The organism is Flavobacterium sp. PL002 (assembly GCF_054165825.1).
Map to the genome: position 1 here is coordinate 2,781,253 of NZ_CM135110.1, position 17,099 is coordinate 2,798,351.

Below are 17,099 nucleotides of genomic sequence, written 5' to 3' on the forward strand. Positions count from 1 at the left end.
AGAAACCCCAACATTTCGAGCATTGCTGCTAAAAATGTTGGGGTTGTTATTTTATTAGCTAAAGTTAACTAAAAATAAGAATAGCTTTAAATTTCGGTATCTTATGTTGAAGCCTCTTTATGAAATGAAAATTATCCTTCCATTTTGGCGCTTAATTCAAACCAGCGTTCTTCTTTAGATTCCATTTTATTGATGAGGTTTTGCAATTCCTTTCCTTTTTTCTCAATATCAGCCTCTGCTACTTTTCCTTCAGAGAATAAAAGCTCAATTTTAGCTTTTTGTTCTTCCAAATCTTTTATTTCGCGTTCCAGTTTCTGAAATTCTTTTTGCTCGTTAAAAGTTAAATTTCCTGTTGGGTTGCTTTGTTTCCAGTCTTTCTTTTCGGCTTTGTTTTCTTCTTTTTGAGCAACATCTGCACTGTCTTCATACGCTCTAAAGTCAGAGTAATTCCCAGGGAAATCTTCGACAGCACCATCACCTCTAAAGATGAACAAGTGATCTACAATTTTATCCATGAAATACCTATCGTGCGAAACCACTAATAAACAACCTGGGTAATCTAATAAGAAACTTTCTAATACATTAAGCGTAACAATGTCTAAATCATTAGTAGGCTCATCTAGAATCAAGAAGTTAGGATTCTGAATCAAAACAGTACACAAATACAAACGTTTTAATTCTCCACCGCTTAAGCGGTCCACAAAGTCGTACTGTTTTTTAGCATCAAACAAGAAACGCTCTAATAATTGTGACGCCGAGATCATTCTTCCTTTCATCAACGGAATAAATTCTCCGTATTCCTTAATGACATCAATAACGCGTTGTCCTGGTTTTGGGTTGATTCCGCTTTGCGTATAGTACCCTACTTTTATAGTTTCTCCAATCACCACTTTTCCACCATCAAGCGGAAGCGCTCCAGTCAATAGATTCAAAAATGTTGATTTTCCTGTTCCATTTTTCCCGATGATTCCAATACGTTCTCCCGGTTGAAAGTCGTAACTAAAATTATCCATGATCACATGATCCTTGAATTTCTTAGAGATTTTGTGAAGCTCGATAATCTTGCTTCCCATACGTTCCATGTTGATTTCAAGTTCGACTTTATTTTCTTTACGGCGACTTTGTGCTTTTTCTTTAATGTCGTAAAAATCATCCTGACGCGATTTTGACTTAGTCGTTCTCGCTTTTGGTTGACGGCGCATCCATGCCAATTCTTTTACAAATAAGTTTTGAGCTTTATCAACACTTGAATTTTCAGAGGCAATGCGTTCTTCTTTTTTCTCTAAATAGTAAGAGTAGTTTCCTTTGTAGGAATATAGTTTTCCATTGTCTAGTTCGATGATTTCGTTACAAACACGCTCCAAAAAGAAACGGTCGTGTGTTACCATGAATAGCGTAATGTTTTCTTTGGCAAAATAAGCTTCTAACCATTCGATCATCTCTAAATCCAAGTGATTCGTAGGTTCATCCAGAATCAATAAGTCTGGACGGTTGATCAAAATAATAGCAAGAGACAAACGTTTTTGTTGTCCACCCGAAAGGTTTTTTACTTTTAGTTTGAAATCTTCCAACTTCAATTTGAACAAAATTTGCTTGTATTGAGTTTCAAAATCCCATGCATTGTGCTGGTCCATTCCGTCAAAAGCTTTTTGATATGCTTCTTCGTCTTCTGGGTGTTCCAATGCTTTTTCGTAAGCTTGAATTACTTTCAACGTTTCATTATCTGAGGCAAAAATACTTTCCTCAATGGTTAGCTCGTCTTGTAGATTGTTGTTTTGAGATAAGAAAGCCATTTTGATTCCTTTTCTCAAAACTACTTGTCCAGTATCCGATTCGTCCAAGCCATTAATGATACTCATTATGGTGGTTTTTCCCGAGCCATTTTTAGCTATAAAGGCAATTTTTTGGTCTTTACTAATTCCAAAAGAGATGTTTTCAAAAAGCGTTCTCTCACCAAATGATTTCGAGATATTTTCAACTGATAAATAATTCATTCGTGTAACTAATTGTATTTGTTATGATTAGGTGGTTTTTTACGTAGCGATTTATAACTAGATTTCTAATTAAATACCGCCATAAAAAAAACCACCGTGCAAAGGTAGTTTATTATTTTTAGGTTAAAATTATTTGCAAAGAAGAACTTTCTCTAATTCAGCAACTTTGAGGTTGCTAGAATCAAATTCTAGAAGAAAAAGCAACTATAATAAAGTCGTTTGAATGTTAGATTAAAGCAATTTTAGTAAAGCAAGTACAATACCCACTAAACCGCCAACAACGGCACCATTCAAACGAATGTATTGCAAATCATTGCCCACTTTGTCCTCAATTTGCTCCACTAGTTCTTTGTTGTTTAGTTTCATCATACTAGAACGAACCATGTTTCCTATTTCGCTATGGAATTTTACTAACATTTCTGAAATGGTTTCTCGTATCCAACTGTTTATTTTTTGTTGTGCCGCTACATCTTCTTGCAAATCGGTTAACATCCTATTTAGGTTAGAAATCAAGAATTGCATTAATGAAGTGTCATTGTTTTCTAACTGGGTCGAAAGAGTTGCTTTGGCGCGACTCAATAACGTATGTATCAGTTTTTCCTCTTCTACATGTTGCATAACACGATCTTTTAGATTCTGGATTAGTGAAGTTGATTTCTCATCGCCCGAAGTTAGCTCTTGAGCAAATTCAAGAATCCAGTTGTCAAATTTGGTTCGAATGGGATGATTGACATCCAGTTTTGCTTCTGAGATTAACTCTTTTGCTTTGTCAAGAAGTTCATCTGCGATTATATTTAAATCAATTCCACCGCTTTTTTCCGCTATAAATAAGGTCGCTTTTTTGAAAAATCCTTTATCAGAGTATTCGTCTGCTGCGTCTTTAAGTTTTGATATTAATAATTTTTTTGTCTCTGGATTAGTAATCGATTTTGAACTTTCGTCAATAATTAACTCCCAAATTTGATGATGATCGCCGTTTTTAATGGATTTTTCTAGCCATTTGCCGAGTGGAGTAGCTAGATCAATCGTGGCAATTTGTTCTCGAAGTATTTTTTGCAAAGCAGCTGCAAATTTTGGATTATCTAATTCAGTAGTGAACTTGGAAACTATATTTTGAATGAAAATAATCGCGTTTTGTTGATTTTTAGGTTGTTGCATGAAGTCTAAAATGGTTTTAGCTAAATCCACTTCATTTAATTTTTCGGCAATTACATCTGGAGAAAGCCATTTATTGGTTACCAAATCCACAATTCCTTCGGTAAGTTTTTCTCGGTTTTTGGCAATGATATTCGTGTGCTTGCGTACAAACGGAATCGGGATTTCATGAAAAAGAGCACTCACAGCAAACCAATCGGCAAACCCGCCTATAGTTGCCGCTTCAAAACCAGCTGTAACTATTTTCCATGCTTGGTGGTTTAGAATGTGTAAACGCAATAGTACCTCAAAAAATACAAGACCTCCAAAGGCAATAAGCAAAGAGATCGATCCGAGATTGTTTTTCATGTTTTGTTATATTTTTAAAAAGACTTTTTAAGTAGTAGAAATGTAAGTAATTATTGTGGAATAGTTGATAAACGAACCGTTTTTTTATAATAGAATTAATATTAAAACTATTGATGATGCTACTGCGACAGAAAAGAAGTCAAATCAAATTGATGTAGTTTTTGTGGGGTATCAATAAATGGTTTTCTAATGAATTTTTCATTCGTGAGGTAATAATGCAAACCATCTTGGGTAGTAATTCCTTCGACTTGATGAAAAGGGAGTTTAAGTTTTATTTTTCTTTTATTTCCACTAAAGAAGTTACCTTCATTGTAATTGTAGAGTAAATAAATAAAAGGTTGCAAGGTTTTACTATAGCCACATAAAGCAATAGTTTGTTGTTCTGGACTATAAGTTGCGCCAGTAATTAAACCTTTAACTCTATAGGTTTCTTTGAATTGTGCAATATAGTTTCCGGGTGTTTTAGGTAAAGCATAAACACTAGTTTTGCTATCTTTCCATTGTTTTGTAAATAGATAAATACTGTCCTTCATGACAATAAATGCCTCACAATCAAAGTTGGTATTATTAGCTTTTAAAGCTGCGAAATCTTTTTGATTTGAATATTTAAACGAAATCGTGTCTATTTTCGGACTCGTAGATTCGAGCGTATTTTTCTTAATTCTTAAAATATGTAAATCTTGACGGTTTCCAGAAACATTGTTCCCAAAATCACCAATGTATATATAGGAGCTGTCTTGCGAAATTTCTTCCCAGTCTTTATTTACTACCTTTTCTAGTTTTATTTTTTGTTTGTTATTTCCAATGTTGTCTATCGCATAAAGAGTCTTGTCACTATTGTCGTTGAATGTCCATAACAAAGAATTGTAAAATAGTAAACCCGAACTTTCTTTTAAGTTTTCTGGAAGTAAGTTGGAATACAAAGCTTTCAATTTAATGGATCGGTATTTACAACTACCATTATTGATAGTAGCTAAGGGATTGTAGTTTTTAGATAATGGATCAGTGCAACCAGCTATTTGAGCGTAGGTTGGTATTGAGAAAAAGAATAGGAGTAGGGCAATGATTTTCATATATTCAAAAGTACTTTTTTTTGAAGATTTATTTTAAAGATTTGAGAATAATGATTAAGTATCCTATTTGTATATAATCACTTCAATAATGGGTTTGCTTTTATATTTCCAATTTTAAAAGAGCTTCAGTTTGATCTGCTGTTTTTTCGAATAACAAACAAAATCCAAATCAGTAGGATTAAATATTAAGTAGCTAATCTATTAGCTATAAATTAAAATTTTCTAATTAAGTTTGCTCAATGCAACTCTCTGTTATTATTCTCAATTATAATGTTCGCTATTTTTTAGAACTCTGTGTTTTAAGTGTGCAAAATGCGCTTATAAATATCGAAAGCGAAATTATAGTTGTCGATAATAATTCTGAAGATGACAGTGCTGCGATGATGAAAATGCGTTTCCCAACCGTTAAATTCATTCAAAATAATGAAAATGTAGGTTTTCCCAAAGGGAATAATATTGGTGTAGACCAAGCCAAAGGAAAATACATTTGTATTTTGAACCCTGACACCGTTGTCGCTGAGGATACTTTTGAGACAGTTTTGGCTTTCGCCGAAAGGCAAATAAATCTAGGAATAGTAGGTGTGAAATTAATCGATGGTTCGGGTAATTTCCTGCCCGAAAGTAAGCGTGGTGTTCCAACTCCTTGGGTTGCTTTTACTAAAATTGTAGGTCTGTATAAAATTTTTCCAAAGTCAAAATGGTTTAATCGCTATTACGCACAAGATGTTTCCGAAGATAAAACAGCTAAAGTAGCTATTTTAGTAGGTGCTTTTATGGTGCTTAAAAGAGATTTATATCAAGAGCTAGGTGGTTTTGACGAGGATTGTTTTATGTATGCTGATGATATTGATTTGTCATATCGAGCGTTGCAACTAGATAAAGAAAATTTTTATTTTGCAGGTACTACCGTGATACATTATAAAGGAGAAAGTACAATTAAGGACACGGTATATAGAAAACGTTTTGAAGAAGCAATGCTTTATTTTTACAAAAAACATTTTAAAACTCCCTTGTTGTTTTTAATATTTATGAAAATAGGATCATTCTTATTTTCTTTTGCAAAAATATTCCAAGGTCGTGTAAATAAATTCCCAAAAACACCAAAACAATATGTAGTGTACGCTACAAGTGCTGATTTTAGGCATAAATTAGCGTTAAAACTGCAAAAAAAAGTTTTATTTCGTGATTTTGAGACAGAAAAAATGGTAATTTCGTCAACAAATAAGTATGAAATACAAACAGAAATAGTGTTTGATAATCATTCTATTACTTTTAAAGAAATTATTTTTAGCATAGCCGCTTTGAAAAACAAGGGGTTAAGTTTTAAAATTATTCCAAAAAACAGTCCCTTTCTCATAGGAAGTAATGATTCTAAAGATAGAGGCGAGGTTTTGGAAATTGAATGAAAAATTATGGTAAACGTAATTTATGTTCAAAATATTTAGTAATTTCGCAAACTGAAAACTAAAACCACCTTTTAGGTTAACAATATGGCAAGATTTGAATTAAAACTTCCAAAAATGGGAGAAAGCGTCGCAGAAGCAACCATTACAAACTGGTTGAAAGAAGTAGGTGACAAGATTGAAGCTGATGAGGCAGTACTTGAAATCGCTACTGATAAAGTGGATAGCGAAGTGCCTAGTGAAGTTTCGGGTATATTAGTAGAGCAATTTTTTGGTAAAGACGACCTAGTTCAGGTAGGGCAAACCATTGCAATTATTGAAACAGAAGGTGATGGTGCAACAACATCAACGCAAGAAACTGCAACAGCTGAGGCTATTGCTGAGGTTTCAAAAACAGTAGCAACTGCTAAAGAAAGTGTCGCTGCAGTATCTTCAGGACCTGCTGACTTTTCTAATTCCGATAAATTTTTCTCTCCATTAGTAAAAAATATTGCTAAGGAAGAAGGTGTATCTGTAAATGAATTAGAACAAATTGAGGGTACAGGGAAAGAAGGACGCGTTACGAAGAATGATATTTTAGAATACGTAAAAAATAAAGATACTAAAACAGTGGCTACTACGGTGAAAGCTGTTGAAACTCCAAGAGCGGCTCCAGCACCAGCAGTGGCGCAAAAAGCAGCTCCGATATCTGTAAATGGTGGTGATGAGGTTATAGAAATGGACAGAATGCGCAAGCTTATTTCTGGATACATGACTGCTTCTATTCAAACATCGGCACACGTACAATCTTTTATAGAGGTTGATGTGACCAATATTGTAAAATGGAGAGAGAAAAATAAAACTATTTTCGAAAAAAGAGAAGGGGAGAAGTTGACTTACACACCAATCTTTATGGAAGCTGTTGCAAAAGCAATAAAAGATTTTCCTGGAATTAATATTGCTGTGGATGGGGATTATATCATCAAAAAGAAAAATATTAACCTAGGAATGGCCGCTGCTTTACCTAACGGAAACTTAATTGTTCCTGTTATTAAAAACGCAGATCAGTTAAACCTTGTAGGAATGGCAAAAGCGGTTAACGATTTAGGAAATCGCGCTAAAATGGGTAAATTAAAACCAGACGATACTCAAGGCGGAACCTATACGGTAACAAACGTGGGTACTTTTGGAAGTGTTTTTGGAACGCCAATTATCAATCAGCCGCAAGTAGGTATTTTAGCTCTTGGAGCCATCCGTAAAGTGCCTGCAGTTATAGAAACCCCAGATGGAGATTTTATTGGAATTCGTCAAAAAATGTTCTTATCACACAGTTACGACCACCGTGTTGTTGATGGTGCATTAGGAGGAAGTTTTGTGAAAAGAGTAGCAGAATATCTTGAAGCATTTGATGTAAATAGAGATTTATAAGAATTATATTAAATAATATGTTAAATTAGTCCAATAATTCTATTGGACTTTTTTTATGAAAAAAATTATACTACTCGGTGTTTTGATCTCTCTTTTTAGTTGTAAAAAGGCAATTAAAAATGAAGCAAGCAATTTGGATAATAACGAACTAGATTCAATTCAATTTGCTGAACCGCAGATTACCGACTCAAAAGAAGTAAACTCTGAGAACGATTTATTGGGGTATTGGGTGGGTGTTTTTGAAGCAGATATGAATGATGAGCAACGCGACTCACTATATAAGAAATTTGGGGATAGATTTTATAATGATATAAGTAAAAAAGTAACTTTTTCATTTGATAAAATCAAAGCAGATTCTATTTTTGGACACACAATAGTTTCTGGAAATATTACCGCTTTTAAAGGAACTATCATTTTTGAAGAAAACGCTTTTGAAATAAAAGTAAAAGAACCGAACAAGTCTAAAAATGATGGTTTTTTTATGATGAATGTTGTTAAAAATGATACACTTGTAAAAGGAACATGGAGCGGATACTCTCCTAGAGAACTTAAGATTCCTCATAGAAAGTATGAATTGCACAAAGTGAAATTTGAGTACAATCCAGATAATAAAATAGAATATACTTTTAGAGATAAGGATAAATCAAAATTAGTAGTTTTTAGGGATACTATTGATGGAGAGCCAGAAGAATATGATGATACTACTTTTTACTCTACTACTGAAAAAGTATTTGATAAAAATGCCTCAACAACATTGCTTACTAAAGCGTTTGTTTCTAATTTGACTAAAGCAGATATTTATATTTTACGAAATTCTATTTTCGCAAGACACGGTTATGCTTTTAGAGATAGGCAATTGCGTATTTATTTTGAATATTTTGATTGGTATATGCCTGTTTTTGGAGATGTAAAAGAGGATTTGTCCAAGCTCGAAAAAAGTAATGTTGCGCTATTACTGCGTTATGAAAAAAATGCTGAAGAGTATTATGATACATTTGGAAGATAATGATTGTAAAATGTTTAAAAATTTTGCTCTTACTGATTTACGGCTATTTTGCTTATTTGCTATTCTTGATTACAATTCAATATGTCCCTTTAAATTTTGATGTTGCTTTCTTAAGGATTAAACAAGATGAAATAGGTTTGTTGCATTATAGGTGGGCTTTCTTCATCCATGTTTATACTAGTATTTTTTTAATTGCTGTGGGTTGGATGCAGTTTTCGACTTATTTAAGGACTCATTATAAACAGTTGCATAGAATTATAGGTAAGTTTTATGTTTTAACGTTACTTTTTTTATCAGGTCCTTCGGGTTTAATAATGAGTTATTATGCAAATGGGGGCCTTGTGGCTAAAATATCCTTTATCACACTATCGGTTTTATGGATTGTAATGACTTATGTGGCTTATTATTATGCTAGAAAAGGAGATTTTGTTAAACATAAAAAATATGCGGTTAGAAGTTTTGCGCTTACATTATCTGCAATTTCTTTACGCCTTTTTAAATACATTATTGTATTTTTGTTTCATCCCTTGCCAATGGATACTTATAGAATAGTATCGTGGTTGGGGTGGGCTTTTAACTTGATACTGGCAGAAATAATACTCTTCTACTGGTTTAAAAATAAAATTAATGGAATTAAAACTTAGTAAACCAATTTGCTTTTTCGACCTTGAAACTACTGGAATCGATATTGGAAAAGATAGAATTGTTGAAATATCAATATTTAAAGTTTTTCCTAACGGAAATAAAGAAAGTAAGACTTGGCTTGTAAATCCTACTATTCCTATTCCAGCTGAAACAACTGCTGTACATGGAATTACTGATGAGAAAGTGGCAAACGAACCTACTTTTAATGAGTTGGCTTCGCAAGTGTATAACATGATTAAAGACAGTGATTTGGCTGGATTCAACTCTGATCGTTTTGATATCCCTTTACTTGCAGAGGAGCTGCTTCGTGCGGGAGTAGATTTTGACATGAAAAACAAAGTTTCGGTAGATGTACAGACAATTTTTCATAAAAAAGAAGAACGTACTTTGAGTGCTGCTTTAAAGTTTTACTGTGGCAAGAGTTTAGAAAACGCTCATTCTGCAGAAGCAGATACGATGGCTACTTATGAGATTTTAAAGGCGCAGTTAGAGCGTTACCCTGATTTAGAAAATGACATGAAGTTGTTGTCTGAATTTTCAACGAGAAAGAAAAATGCTGATTTTGCAGGAATGATCTCTTTTGATAAAGATGGAAATGAAGTTTTTTCTTTTGGTAAACATAAAGGAACAAAAGTTGAAACGGTTTTAGATGCTGAGCCGGGATATTTTAGTTGGATTCAAAATGCTGATTTCCCTTTATATACCAAGAAGGTTTTAACAGCGATTAAGCTGAGAAAAATGAATACTAAAAACTAAGTAATTAGCGATTGGTGAATAGTGAAAAAGACTACTTACTAATTACTTTTTACTATTCACTATAAAGAAAATGAAAATAATTTGCATTGGTAGGAATTATGTCGAGCATATAGCTGAGTTGCAAAACGAAAGGCCAACAGAGCCTGTTGTTTTTATGAAGCCAGATTCGGCAATTTTATTGAAACAACACCCTTTTGTGATTCCAGAGTTTTCGAATGATATTCATCACGAAATTGAAATTGTTGTAAAAATAAACAAAGTAGGGAAGTACATCGAATCTAAATTTGCGCATAAATATTATGAGGAAATTAGTGTAGGGATTGACTTTACCGCTCGTGATTTACAAGCAAAATTAAAAGAAAAAGGATTGCCTTGGGAAAAAGCAAAAGCATTTGATGGATCTGCAGTAATTGGAGATTTTTTATCAAAAGAGCAATTTAGTTCCCTAGAAAATCTTACTTTTGAATTAACCAATAATAATAAATCAGTTCAAAAAGGGAATTCTAGCTTAATGCTTTGGAAAATAGATGAGCTAATTGCTTACGTTTCTCAATATTTTACTTTAAAGATTGGTGACCTTATTTTTACAGGAACTCCTGCGGGAGTAGCTGCTGTGAAGCCAGATGATGTATTAGAGGGGTTTTTAGAAGAACATAAACTATTTAGAATACAAGTGAAATAATGGCTTTAAACTACAACCTTTCAAAAGTGTACGCACTTTCAGACAACGATCCAGAATTTGTAAATGAAATTCTAACATTATTTGTAACCGAAGTACCGGATGATTTGACTCAAATCAAAGAAGGGATAAAAAAAAGGGATCACAAACACGCTTATGCTTACGCGCATAAAATAAAACCAACGCTTGATTTATTAGGTCTTAATGTTGCTTTTGAAGAGATTCTTCAGGTAGAAGCATGGACAAAAGTAGAGGGAAAAAAGAAAGACATAGAAGAGACTTTTAAAAGTATAAAACTACAAGTGAAAGAAGCGATTAAAGAAATTAAAAAAGACTTCGATTTGTAGTTAATTGATAAAGAAAAAAACTGTTGTAAAAAATGCTAAAATTCAGCGCTCATAATTATTTTGAGGGTTGAATTTTATTTATATAGCAAAATCTAAATTTAAAATTGCACAATGAAAGCAACGATAATTACCATAGGAGATGAGATTTTAATAGGACAGATTGTTGATACAAATTCGGGTTTTATAGCAAAATCATTAGATAAAATTGGTGTTGAAATTAGTGAAATGATTTCGATAAGCGATGATAAAAACCATATTTTAGATACGTTTAAAAAGCTTCAGAACAAGGTCGATTTAGTAATAGTTACAGGAGGACTTGGGCCTACAAAAGATGATGTTACAAAGAAAACTTTTTGTGATTACTTTGAAGATGAGCTGGTTGTTGATCAAAAAGTATTGGCGCATGTTACCGAGTTAATTGAAGGGTTTTATAAAAGACCTATCACGCAAATGAATATTGACCAAGCGCTAGTTCCTTCAAAATGTACGGTACTTCATAACGCCGTAGGGACGGCTCCAGGAATGTGGGTGAAAAAGGAAGGTACCGTTTTTATTTCTTTGCCAGGAGTGCCTTACGAAATGAAATATTTAGTTGAAAAAGAGATTATTCCAAAGGTTGTTCGAGAATATAGCAGGCCGTATATTATTCACAAAACGATTTTGACTTACGGTCAAGGAGAGAGTATGGTCGCGGAGCGAATAGAATCTTGGGAAGACAATTTGCCAGAGTTTTTAAAATTAGCTTATTTGCCCAGTCCCGGAAGAGTGCGTTTGCGAATTTCAGCACGAGGGACAGATAAGGAAATTCTAGAAAAGGCAATTGAAGAGCAGGTAGTTTTGTTAGATGCTATAATTCACGATATTATCGTGGGCTTTGAAGAAGACGAAACGATTGAAGTAGTGCTAGGTGAGATGCTTAAAAAGCAACAAAAAACAATCTCAACTGCCGAAAGTTGTACTGGAGGAACAATTGCTTCCTTGTTAGCATCAGTTCCTGGAGCATCAAATTATTTCAAAGGAAGTATAGTTTCCTACGCGACGGCAGTAAAAACGGATGTTTTGGGGATTTCTGAGGAGTTAATCAACGAATTTACGGTAGTTAGTGCTGAGGTAGCTTCTGCTATGGCTTTGAGTGTAAAACGATTGATGAAAACCGACTATGCAATTGCGACTACTGGAAACGCTGGACCGCAAAAAGGAGCTTCAAATGCTGAAATTGGTACAGTTTTTATCGCATTGGCTACACCGAGCGAAGTAATTGTTGAAGAATTTAATTTTGGCCAACCACGTGAAAAAGTGATAGATAGAGCCGTGTATAAGAGTTTAGAAATGCTTCAGAAAGAAATTTTTAAAAATGTCCTATAAATATTTTGCGTAATAGGTTTATTTTTCTTTTCTTTGCACCCTGATTTTGAATAACGATAAAAATAAGTATAATGTCTAGAGTTTGTGACCTTACAGGTAAAAGAGCGATGGTAGGAAATAACGTTTCTCACGCTATGAATAAAACTAAGAGAAAATTTTCTGTTAACTTAGTGAAAAAGCGTTTTTATCTTCCAGAAGAAGATAGATGGATTACTCTTAGAGTAGCAGCATCTACGATAAAAACAATTAACAAAAATGGAATTGCAGCTGTTTTGAAAAAAGCGCAAACGCAAGGGTTTATTAAATAAGCTTTTTCCAATATAAAAAAATAGCAAGATGGCAAAGAAAGGTAATAGAATCCAAGTAATTTTAGAATGTACAGAACACAAAACAACTGGTGTTGCTGGAACTTCAAGATACATTACAACAAAGAACAAGAAAAACACTCCTGATAGATTAGAGATTAAGAAATTTAATCCAGTTTTGAAACGTGTGACTCTTCACAAAGAAATTAAATAATAATTAGAGATTTAAATACATTCTCAAATAGCAATATTTAGAGATTTTATTAAAATACATATAACATTTAAATCATGGCAAAGAAAACAGTAGCAACGTTACAGACTTCTTCTAAGAGATTATCAAAAGCCATCAAAATGGTGAAATCTCCAAAAACTGGTGCATATACATTCGTAGAATCTATTATGGCTCCTGAAGCTGTTGATGAATTCTTGAAAAAGAAATAATTAACATAAGCATTATATAGAAAAGCTACTTTCATTCGGAAGTAGCTTTTTTATTTTCTATCTTTACCGATTAGAGATGGTATTAGTTCATTGTGTCTAATACTCCAATTAACACTGTTTACACTATGAGTTTTTTCAAAAGAATATTTTCATCAGAAAAAAAAGAATCCCTAGATAAAGGTCTTGAAAAATCAAAAACAACTTTCTTTACTAAATTAAGTAAAGCTGTTGCCGGAAAGTCAAAAGTTGATGATGACGTTCTGGATAATTTAGAAGAAATACTTATTTCTTCTGATGTAGGAGTGAATACTACTCTAAAAGTTATTAAAAGAATTGAGGCTCGTGTTGCTGAAGATAAATACTTAGGTACAGACGAACTTAATACTATTCTACAAGAAGAAATAGCGAGTTTATTATCAGAAACGAATACTGGTGAAGCTACTGAATTTGTAATTCCAATTAATACCAAACCTTATGTTTTAATGGTTGTGGGTGTCAACGGAGTTGGGAAAACTACGACTATAGGAAAGCTTGCGTACCAATTTAAAAAACAAGGATACAGTGTTGTTCTAGGTGCTGCAGATACTTTTCGTGCTGCTGCAATTGACCAATTACAAATTTGGGCAGATAGAGTAGGTGTTCCTATTGTAAGGCAAAATATGGGGAGTGATCCTGCATCGGTTGCTTTTGATACTTTACAGTCAGCAGTTGCTCAAGATGCTGATATTGTAATTATAGATACAGCGGGACGTTTGCACAACAAGATTAACTTGATGAATGAATTGACTAAAGTAAAGCGTGTAATGCAAAAAGTAATTATTGATGCGCCACATGATGTACTGTTAGTTCTTGATGGTTCAACAGGTCAAAATGCTTTTGAACAAGCAAAACAATTTACAGCAGCTACAGAGGTTACTTCACTTGCAGTAACAAAACTTGACGGTACTGCTAAAGGTGGTGTTGTAATTGGTATTTCAGATCAATTTAAAATTCCAGTAAAGTATATTGGAGTAGGAGAAGGGATTGAAGACTTACAAGTATTCAATAAACACGAATTTGTAGACAGCTTTTTTAAATAGAATAAAAATAATGAAAAAGATTAGCCCTTTATACTTGTATTTTATAAGTCTAGTTTGTTTTGTTTTAGCAAATGTACTTAGAGATAAAGTTGATTTTGCTTATGGTTTTTTTTTAGGTGCTGGTATAGTGATTTTTTTACTAGGAGTCTATAAGAAAATTAGCGCTAAGTAATTTATTGACATAAAAAAGCGGCTTATTTTACTAGAGAAATAGTTTTTTAATAGTTACTATTGATGAGTTTAATCATATCTACAGAAGAAATACTTCAAGAACGAATTAAAGAATTATCATGTCTATATGATGTTTCTACGGTAATCGTTCAGCATGAAGGTGCTGTTTTAGACACATTAAATAAAATTTGTTCGATTCTAAAAAATGCCTGGCGATTTTCTGATGATTCAATTATAGAGTTGAAATTAGATTCTTATTACCATTGTACAGCTGAACTTCCCGAGCATACTGTTTTTCAAAAATCAATTATTACTGTTTTTAATGAAGAATTTGGATATGTCAAAGTGCACTACCCATCGGTCCAATTTACGGAAAAACACTTTTTAGAGGATGAAGAGAAATTACTAAACAAAGTTTCTTCGGATATAAGTGTTTTTTATGAAAGACATTTGAATAAAGGAAAACAAGAGCTTTTAAAAAGAAGTGCTGAGCGTGTTGATAGACTTTCGATTCTTGGCGAAATAACCGCTGGAATTGCGCATGAATTAAACACTCCTTTAGGAAATATTTTAGGTTTTGCTGAATTTATCAATGAACGTTCTGAGGAAAAACAATCTCAAATGGACAGTGCTAAGATTATCAAAGCAGCTATTTATTCTAGAGAGGTAGTTAAAAAATTAATGTTCTTTTCCTGTGAAATGCCCCAGCACATGAGGTTTGTGAAAATCATACCAATAGTATCTGAAGCTTTGAGTTTATTAGGTTCTAATTTTAAAAAAGCAAGCCTCAGTTATGAATTAGACTTTGAGGATGTAGCGTTAGAAGCGCAACTTGATACCATACAATTGACACAAGTTTTATTCAATATTTTGATAAATTCTATTTATGCATCTCCTCAAAACAGCGTTATTAAAGTAAAAATATACTGTATTGAGAATAGTTTTTTTATCGAAATTAGCGATCAAGGTACCGGTATTGACGCTGCTATTAAATCAAGAATTTTCGAACCATTTTTCACTACAAAAGCAATAGGCGAAGGTTCTGGATTAGGCTTAAGTGTGGTACACGGTATTGTAAAAAGTCATAAAGGAGATATCACTACCTTTGATAATAATCCCAAAGGAACTGTTTTTCAAGTTCGATTACCTCTAAGTACTTCCTGATGAAATTAAAGAAAGAAAATATTTTAATTGTAGATGATAATTATGACATGCTAGAGTTGCTACATCGCAATTTAAAAGCTCAAAATTTTCATACCTATAAAGCGTCTTCAGTAGTGGAGGCTATTGAAATTTTAAAATTAAGCAAGATTGATTTATTAATAACCGACTTGCAGATGCCGGGTATCAACGGAATCGAATTGATAAAATATGTTCAGGAGCACTTTCCTGCCATACCTAAATTGGTTATTACAGGATTTCCTTCTGTAGACAGTGCAATAGAAGCTGTAAAATCAGGTGCGTTAGATTATTTAGCGAAACCTTTTACAAATGAAGAACTTAAAAAAGCGGTACATAATTTAATTGAAAGTAAAGAAAAGTTAGCCTCTACAAGTACTGAGGTTATAACTAAAACTAGCGAAGCAATATCTCAATACGCTGGTATTGTAGGGCAGTCGGAGCAAATGGTTCAATTGATTGATTTAATTGAACGTGTAAAAGATAATCGAGCTACAATATTGATTCAAGGAGAAAGTGGTACCGGAAAAGAATTAGTTGCTAGAGCCATTCATTATAAAGGTGCATTTGCATCAAAACCTTTTATTGCGGTAAACTGTGGTGCGATTCCTGAAAACTTAATGGAATCAGAACTTTTTGGATATATGAAAGGTGCTTTTACTGGTGCTAATGAAACTAGAGGTGGCTTTTTTCAAGCAGCCGAAGGAGGTACTATTTTTTTAGATGAAATAGGCACAGCGCCACTTACTGTGCAAACGCGATTACTGCGTGTATTGCAAGAAAAAGAAGTGAGTATGGTGGGTTCTCAAAAGACTCAAAAAATAGAATTGAGAATTATTGCTGCTACAAACAATGATCTCTATGAGATGGCTAATAAAGGTACTTTTAGAGAAGATCTTTATTATAGACTAAATGTTGTTAATATAGAAACGCCCCCTTTACGACAAAGAAAAAGCGATATAAAACTACTTATAACTACTTTTTTAGCTAAATATGGAGTGGAATATAACAAACCAAACATAACTATCTCCGATAAGGTAATTGCTGTTTTGATGCGTCATTCATGGCCAGGTAATGTTAGAGAACTTGAAAATGTGATCCAGCGAATGATTATCATGAGTGGGGAACAAATTGAGGTTAACGATGTGCCCGAATATTTAAAATATCCCATGCCATTTGAAAAAGAGGAACTTAAATCTTTAAAAGATATTGAAAAAGCACACATCCTTAAAGTGCTAGCAGCTGTAGATAATAATAAAACTCGTGCTGCCGAAATTCTTCAAATTGATCGAAAAACGCTTCGTTTAAAAATTGATAATTAAATTTTTTAAACTGGGGAATAATGCCCTTTGCGGGGAATATCTCCCCAGTGTTTTTTTTATACAATAACTACTATTTTATTTAAAACCCCTTATTTATAAGGGTTTGTGTTTTGCTGTATGGTCAAATGTGCTAATGGCATACCATTTGTCTATTAGAGAGGAAATAGCTGTTTTTTTTAAACAGTGATAAATTATATATGAGATGAATGTATTAAATAAACAAGGACCAGGGTATGTACCTATAGTAATTAACACTAAAGTGATGGAGCAAACAAGGATAGTCAACTACGACTCCTCGACGATTACTAATAGAGAGGTGATTTCCGTTAATGAATCTAATGGTAGTTTGTGTGTTAATTGTGATAACAATACGCACTGTGTGTTGCAACGTAGTAATAAAATGTTTTGTGAACTGTATCAATAA

Annotated in this window: 18 protein-coding genes; 15 read left to right on the forward strand and 3 right to left on the reverse strand. The window is 33.2% G+C overall.

The window, feature by feature from the left end:
• Positions 1 to 131: 131 nt before the first annotated feature.
• From ACVEGE_RS12150 to ACVEGE_RS12160, 3 genes are all read right to left on the reverse strand, one after another.
• Positions 132 to 1,994, reverse strand: a complete 1,863-nt coding sequence (locus ACVEGE_RS12150) for an ABC-F family ATP-binding cassette domain-containing protein (RefSeq protein ID WP_173853289.1) — start codon at positions 1,992 to 1,994, stop codon at positions 132 to 134.
• Between the two features lie 231 nt (positions 1,995 to 2,225).
• Positions 2,226 to 3,497, reverse strand: coding sequence for a DUF445 domain-containing protein (locus ACVEGE_RS12155; protein ID WP_192500340.1), 1,272 nt, complete (start codon positions 3,495 to 3,497; stop codon positions 2,226 to 2,228).
• Between the two features lie 119 nt (positions 3,498 to 3,616).
• Positions 3,617 to 4,570 carry a T9SS C-terminal target domain-containing protein gene (locus ACVEGE_RS12160; RefSeq protein WP_192500341.1) on the reverse strand — a complete coding sequence of 318 codons (954 nt, stop codon included), beginning with the start codon at positions 4,568 to 4,570 and terminating at the stop codon, positions 3,617 to 3,619.
• 239 nt (positions 4,571 to 4,809) lie between these two features.
• On the opposite strand from ACVEGE_RS12160, the gene ACVEGE_RS12165 reads away from it, so the two are divergent.
• The 15 genes from ACVEGE_RS12165 to ACVEGE_RS12235 all read left to right on the forward strand — a co-directional run bounded on the left by ACVEGE_RS12165 (position 4,810) and on the right by ACVEGE_RS12235 (position 17,099).
• Positions 4,810 to 5,976: a glycosyltransferase family 2 protein gene (locus ACVEGE_RS12165; protein WP_192500342.1), complete on the forward strand. Its 1,167-nt coding sequence runs from the start codon at positions 4,810 to 4,812 to the stop codon at positions 5,974 to 5,976.
• An 84-nt stretch (positions 5,977 to 6,060) separates the two neighbouring features.
• Complete coding sequence (locus tag ACVEGE_RS12170) at positions 6,061 to 7,380, forward strand: dihydrolipoamide acetyltransferase family protein (RefSeq protein WP_192500343.1); 1,320 nt, start codon at positions 6,061 to 6,063, stop codon at positions 7,378 to 7,380.
• Between the two features lie 55 nt (positions 7,381 to 7,435).
• A complete protein-coding gene (locus ACVEGE_RS12175) occupies positions 7,436 to 8,386 on the forward strand; it encodes a YARHG domain-containing protein (protein ID WP_192500344.1) in 951 nt (316 codons plus the stop codon).
• Between the two features lie 23 nt (positions 8,387 to 8,409).
• The gene (locus tag ACVEGE_RS12180) at positions 8,410 to 9,030 is read left to right on the forward strand and encodes a DUF2306 domain-containing protein (RefSeq protein WP_225738081.1); all 621 of its coding nucleotides are present in this window, start codon (positions 8,410 to 8,412) and stop codon (positions 9,028 to 9,030) included.
• Positions 9,014 to 9,787 (forward strand): 3'-5' exonuclease, encoded by a 774-nt coding sequence (locus ACVEGE_RS12185; RefSeq protein WP_173853282.1) that lies wholly within the window; start codon positions 9,014 to 9,016, stop codon positions 9,785 to 9,787. Before ACVEGE_RS12180 ends, ACVEGE_RS12185 begins: the two co-directional genes overlap by 17 nt.
• A gap of 70 nt (positions 9,788 to 9,857) precedes the next feature.
• Positions 9,858 to 10,469, forward strand: a complete 612-nt coding sequence (locus tag ACVEGE_RS12190) for a fumarylacetoacetate hydrolase family protein (RefSeq protein ID WP_192500346.1) — start codon at positions 9,858 to 9,860, stop codon at positions 10,467 to 10,469.
• A complete protein-coding gene (locus tag ACVEGE_RS12195) occupies positions 10,469 to 10,813 on the forward strand; it encodes an Hpt domain-containing protein (protein WP_173853280.1) in 345 nt (114 codons plus the stop codon). Before ACVEGE_RS12190 ends, ACVEGE_RS12195 begins: the two co-directional genes overlap by 1 nt.
• Before the next feature lie 111 nt (positions 10,814 to 10,924).
• Positions 10,925 to 12,178, forward strand: a complete 1,254-nt coding sequence (locus ACVEGE_RS12200; RefSeq protein ID WP_192500347.1) for a CinA family nicotinamide mononucleotide deamidase-related protein — start codon at positions 10,925 to 10,927, stop codon at positions 12,176 to 12,178.
• 71 nt (positions 12,179 to 12,249) lie between these two features.
• Positions 12,250 to 12,486, forward strand: coding sequence for a 50S ribosomal protein L28 (gene rpmB / locus ACVEGE_RS12205; protein ID WP_026708183.1), 237 nt, complete (start codon positions 12,250 to 12,252; stop codon positions 12,484 to 12,486).
• A 28-nt stretch (positions 12,487 to 12,514) separates the two neighbouring features.
• Positions 12,515 to 12,697: a 50S ribosomal protein L33 gene (gene rpmG, locus ACVEGE_RS12210; RefSeq protein ID WP_026708184.1), complete on the forward strand. Its 183-nt coding sequence runs from the start codon at positions 12,515 to 12,517 to the stop codon at positions 12,695 to 12,697.
• A 74-nt stretch (positions 12,698 to 12,771) separates the two neighbouring features.
• Positions 12,772 to 12,924, forward strand: coding sequence for a DUF4295 domain-containing protein (locus ACVEGE_RS12215; RefSeq protein WP_173853278.1), 153 nt, complete (start codon positions 12,772 to 12,774; stop codon positions 12,922 to 12,924).
• Between the two features lie 125 nt (positions 12,925 to 13,049).
• Positions 13,050 to 14,003 (forward strand): signal recognition particle-docking protein FtsY, encoded by a 954-nt coding sequence (ftsY, locus tag ACVEGE_RS12220; protein ID WP_173853277.1) that lies wholly within the window; start codon positions 13,050 to 13,052, stop codon positions 14,001 to 14,003.
• 234 nt (positions 14,004 to 14,237) lie between these two features.
• The gene (locus tag ACVEGE_RS12225; protein WP_192500348.1) at positions 14,238 to 15,338 is read left to right on the forward strand and encodes a sensor histidine kinase; all 1,101 of its coding nucleotides are present in this window, start codon (positions 14,238 to 14,240) and stop codon (positions 15,336 to 15,338) included.
• Positions 15,338 to 16,675, forward strand: coding sequence for a sigma-54-dependent transcriptional regulator (locus tag ACVEGE_RS12230; RefSeq protein ID WP_192500349.1), 1,338 nt, complete (start codon positions 15,338 to 15,340; stop codon positions 16,673 to 16,675). The genes ACVEGE_RS12225 and ACVEGE_RS12230 overlap by 1 nt, the downstream gene beginning before the upstream one ends.
• Positions 16,676 to 16,877: 202 nt before the next feature.
• On the forward strand, positions 16,878 to 17,099 hold the full coding sequence (locus ACVEGE_RS12235) for a hypothetical protein (RefSeq protein WP_192500350.1): 222 nt from the start codon (positions 16,878 to 16,880) through the stop codon (positions 17,097 to 17,099).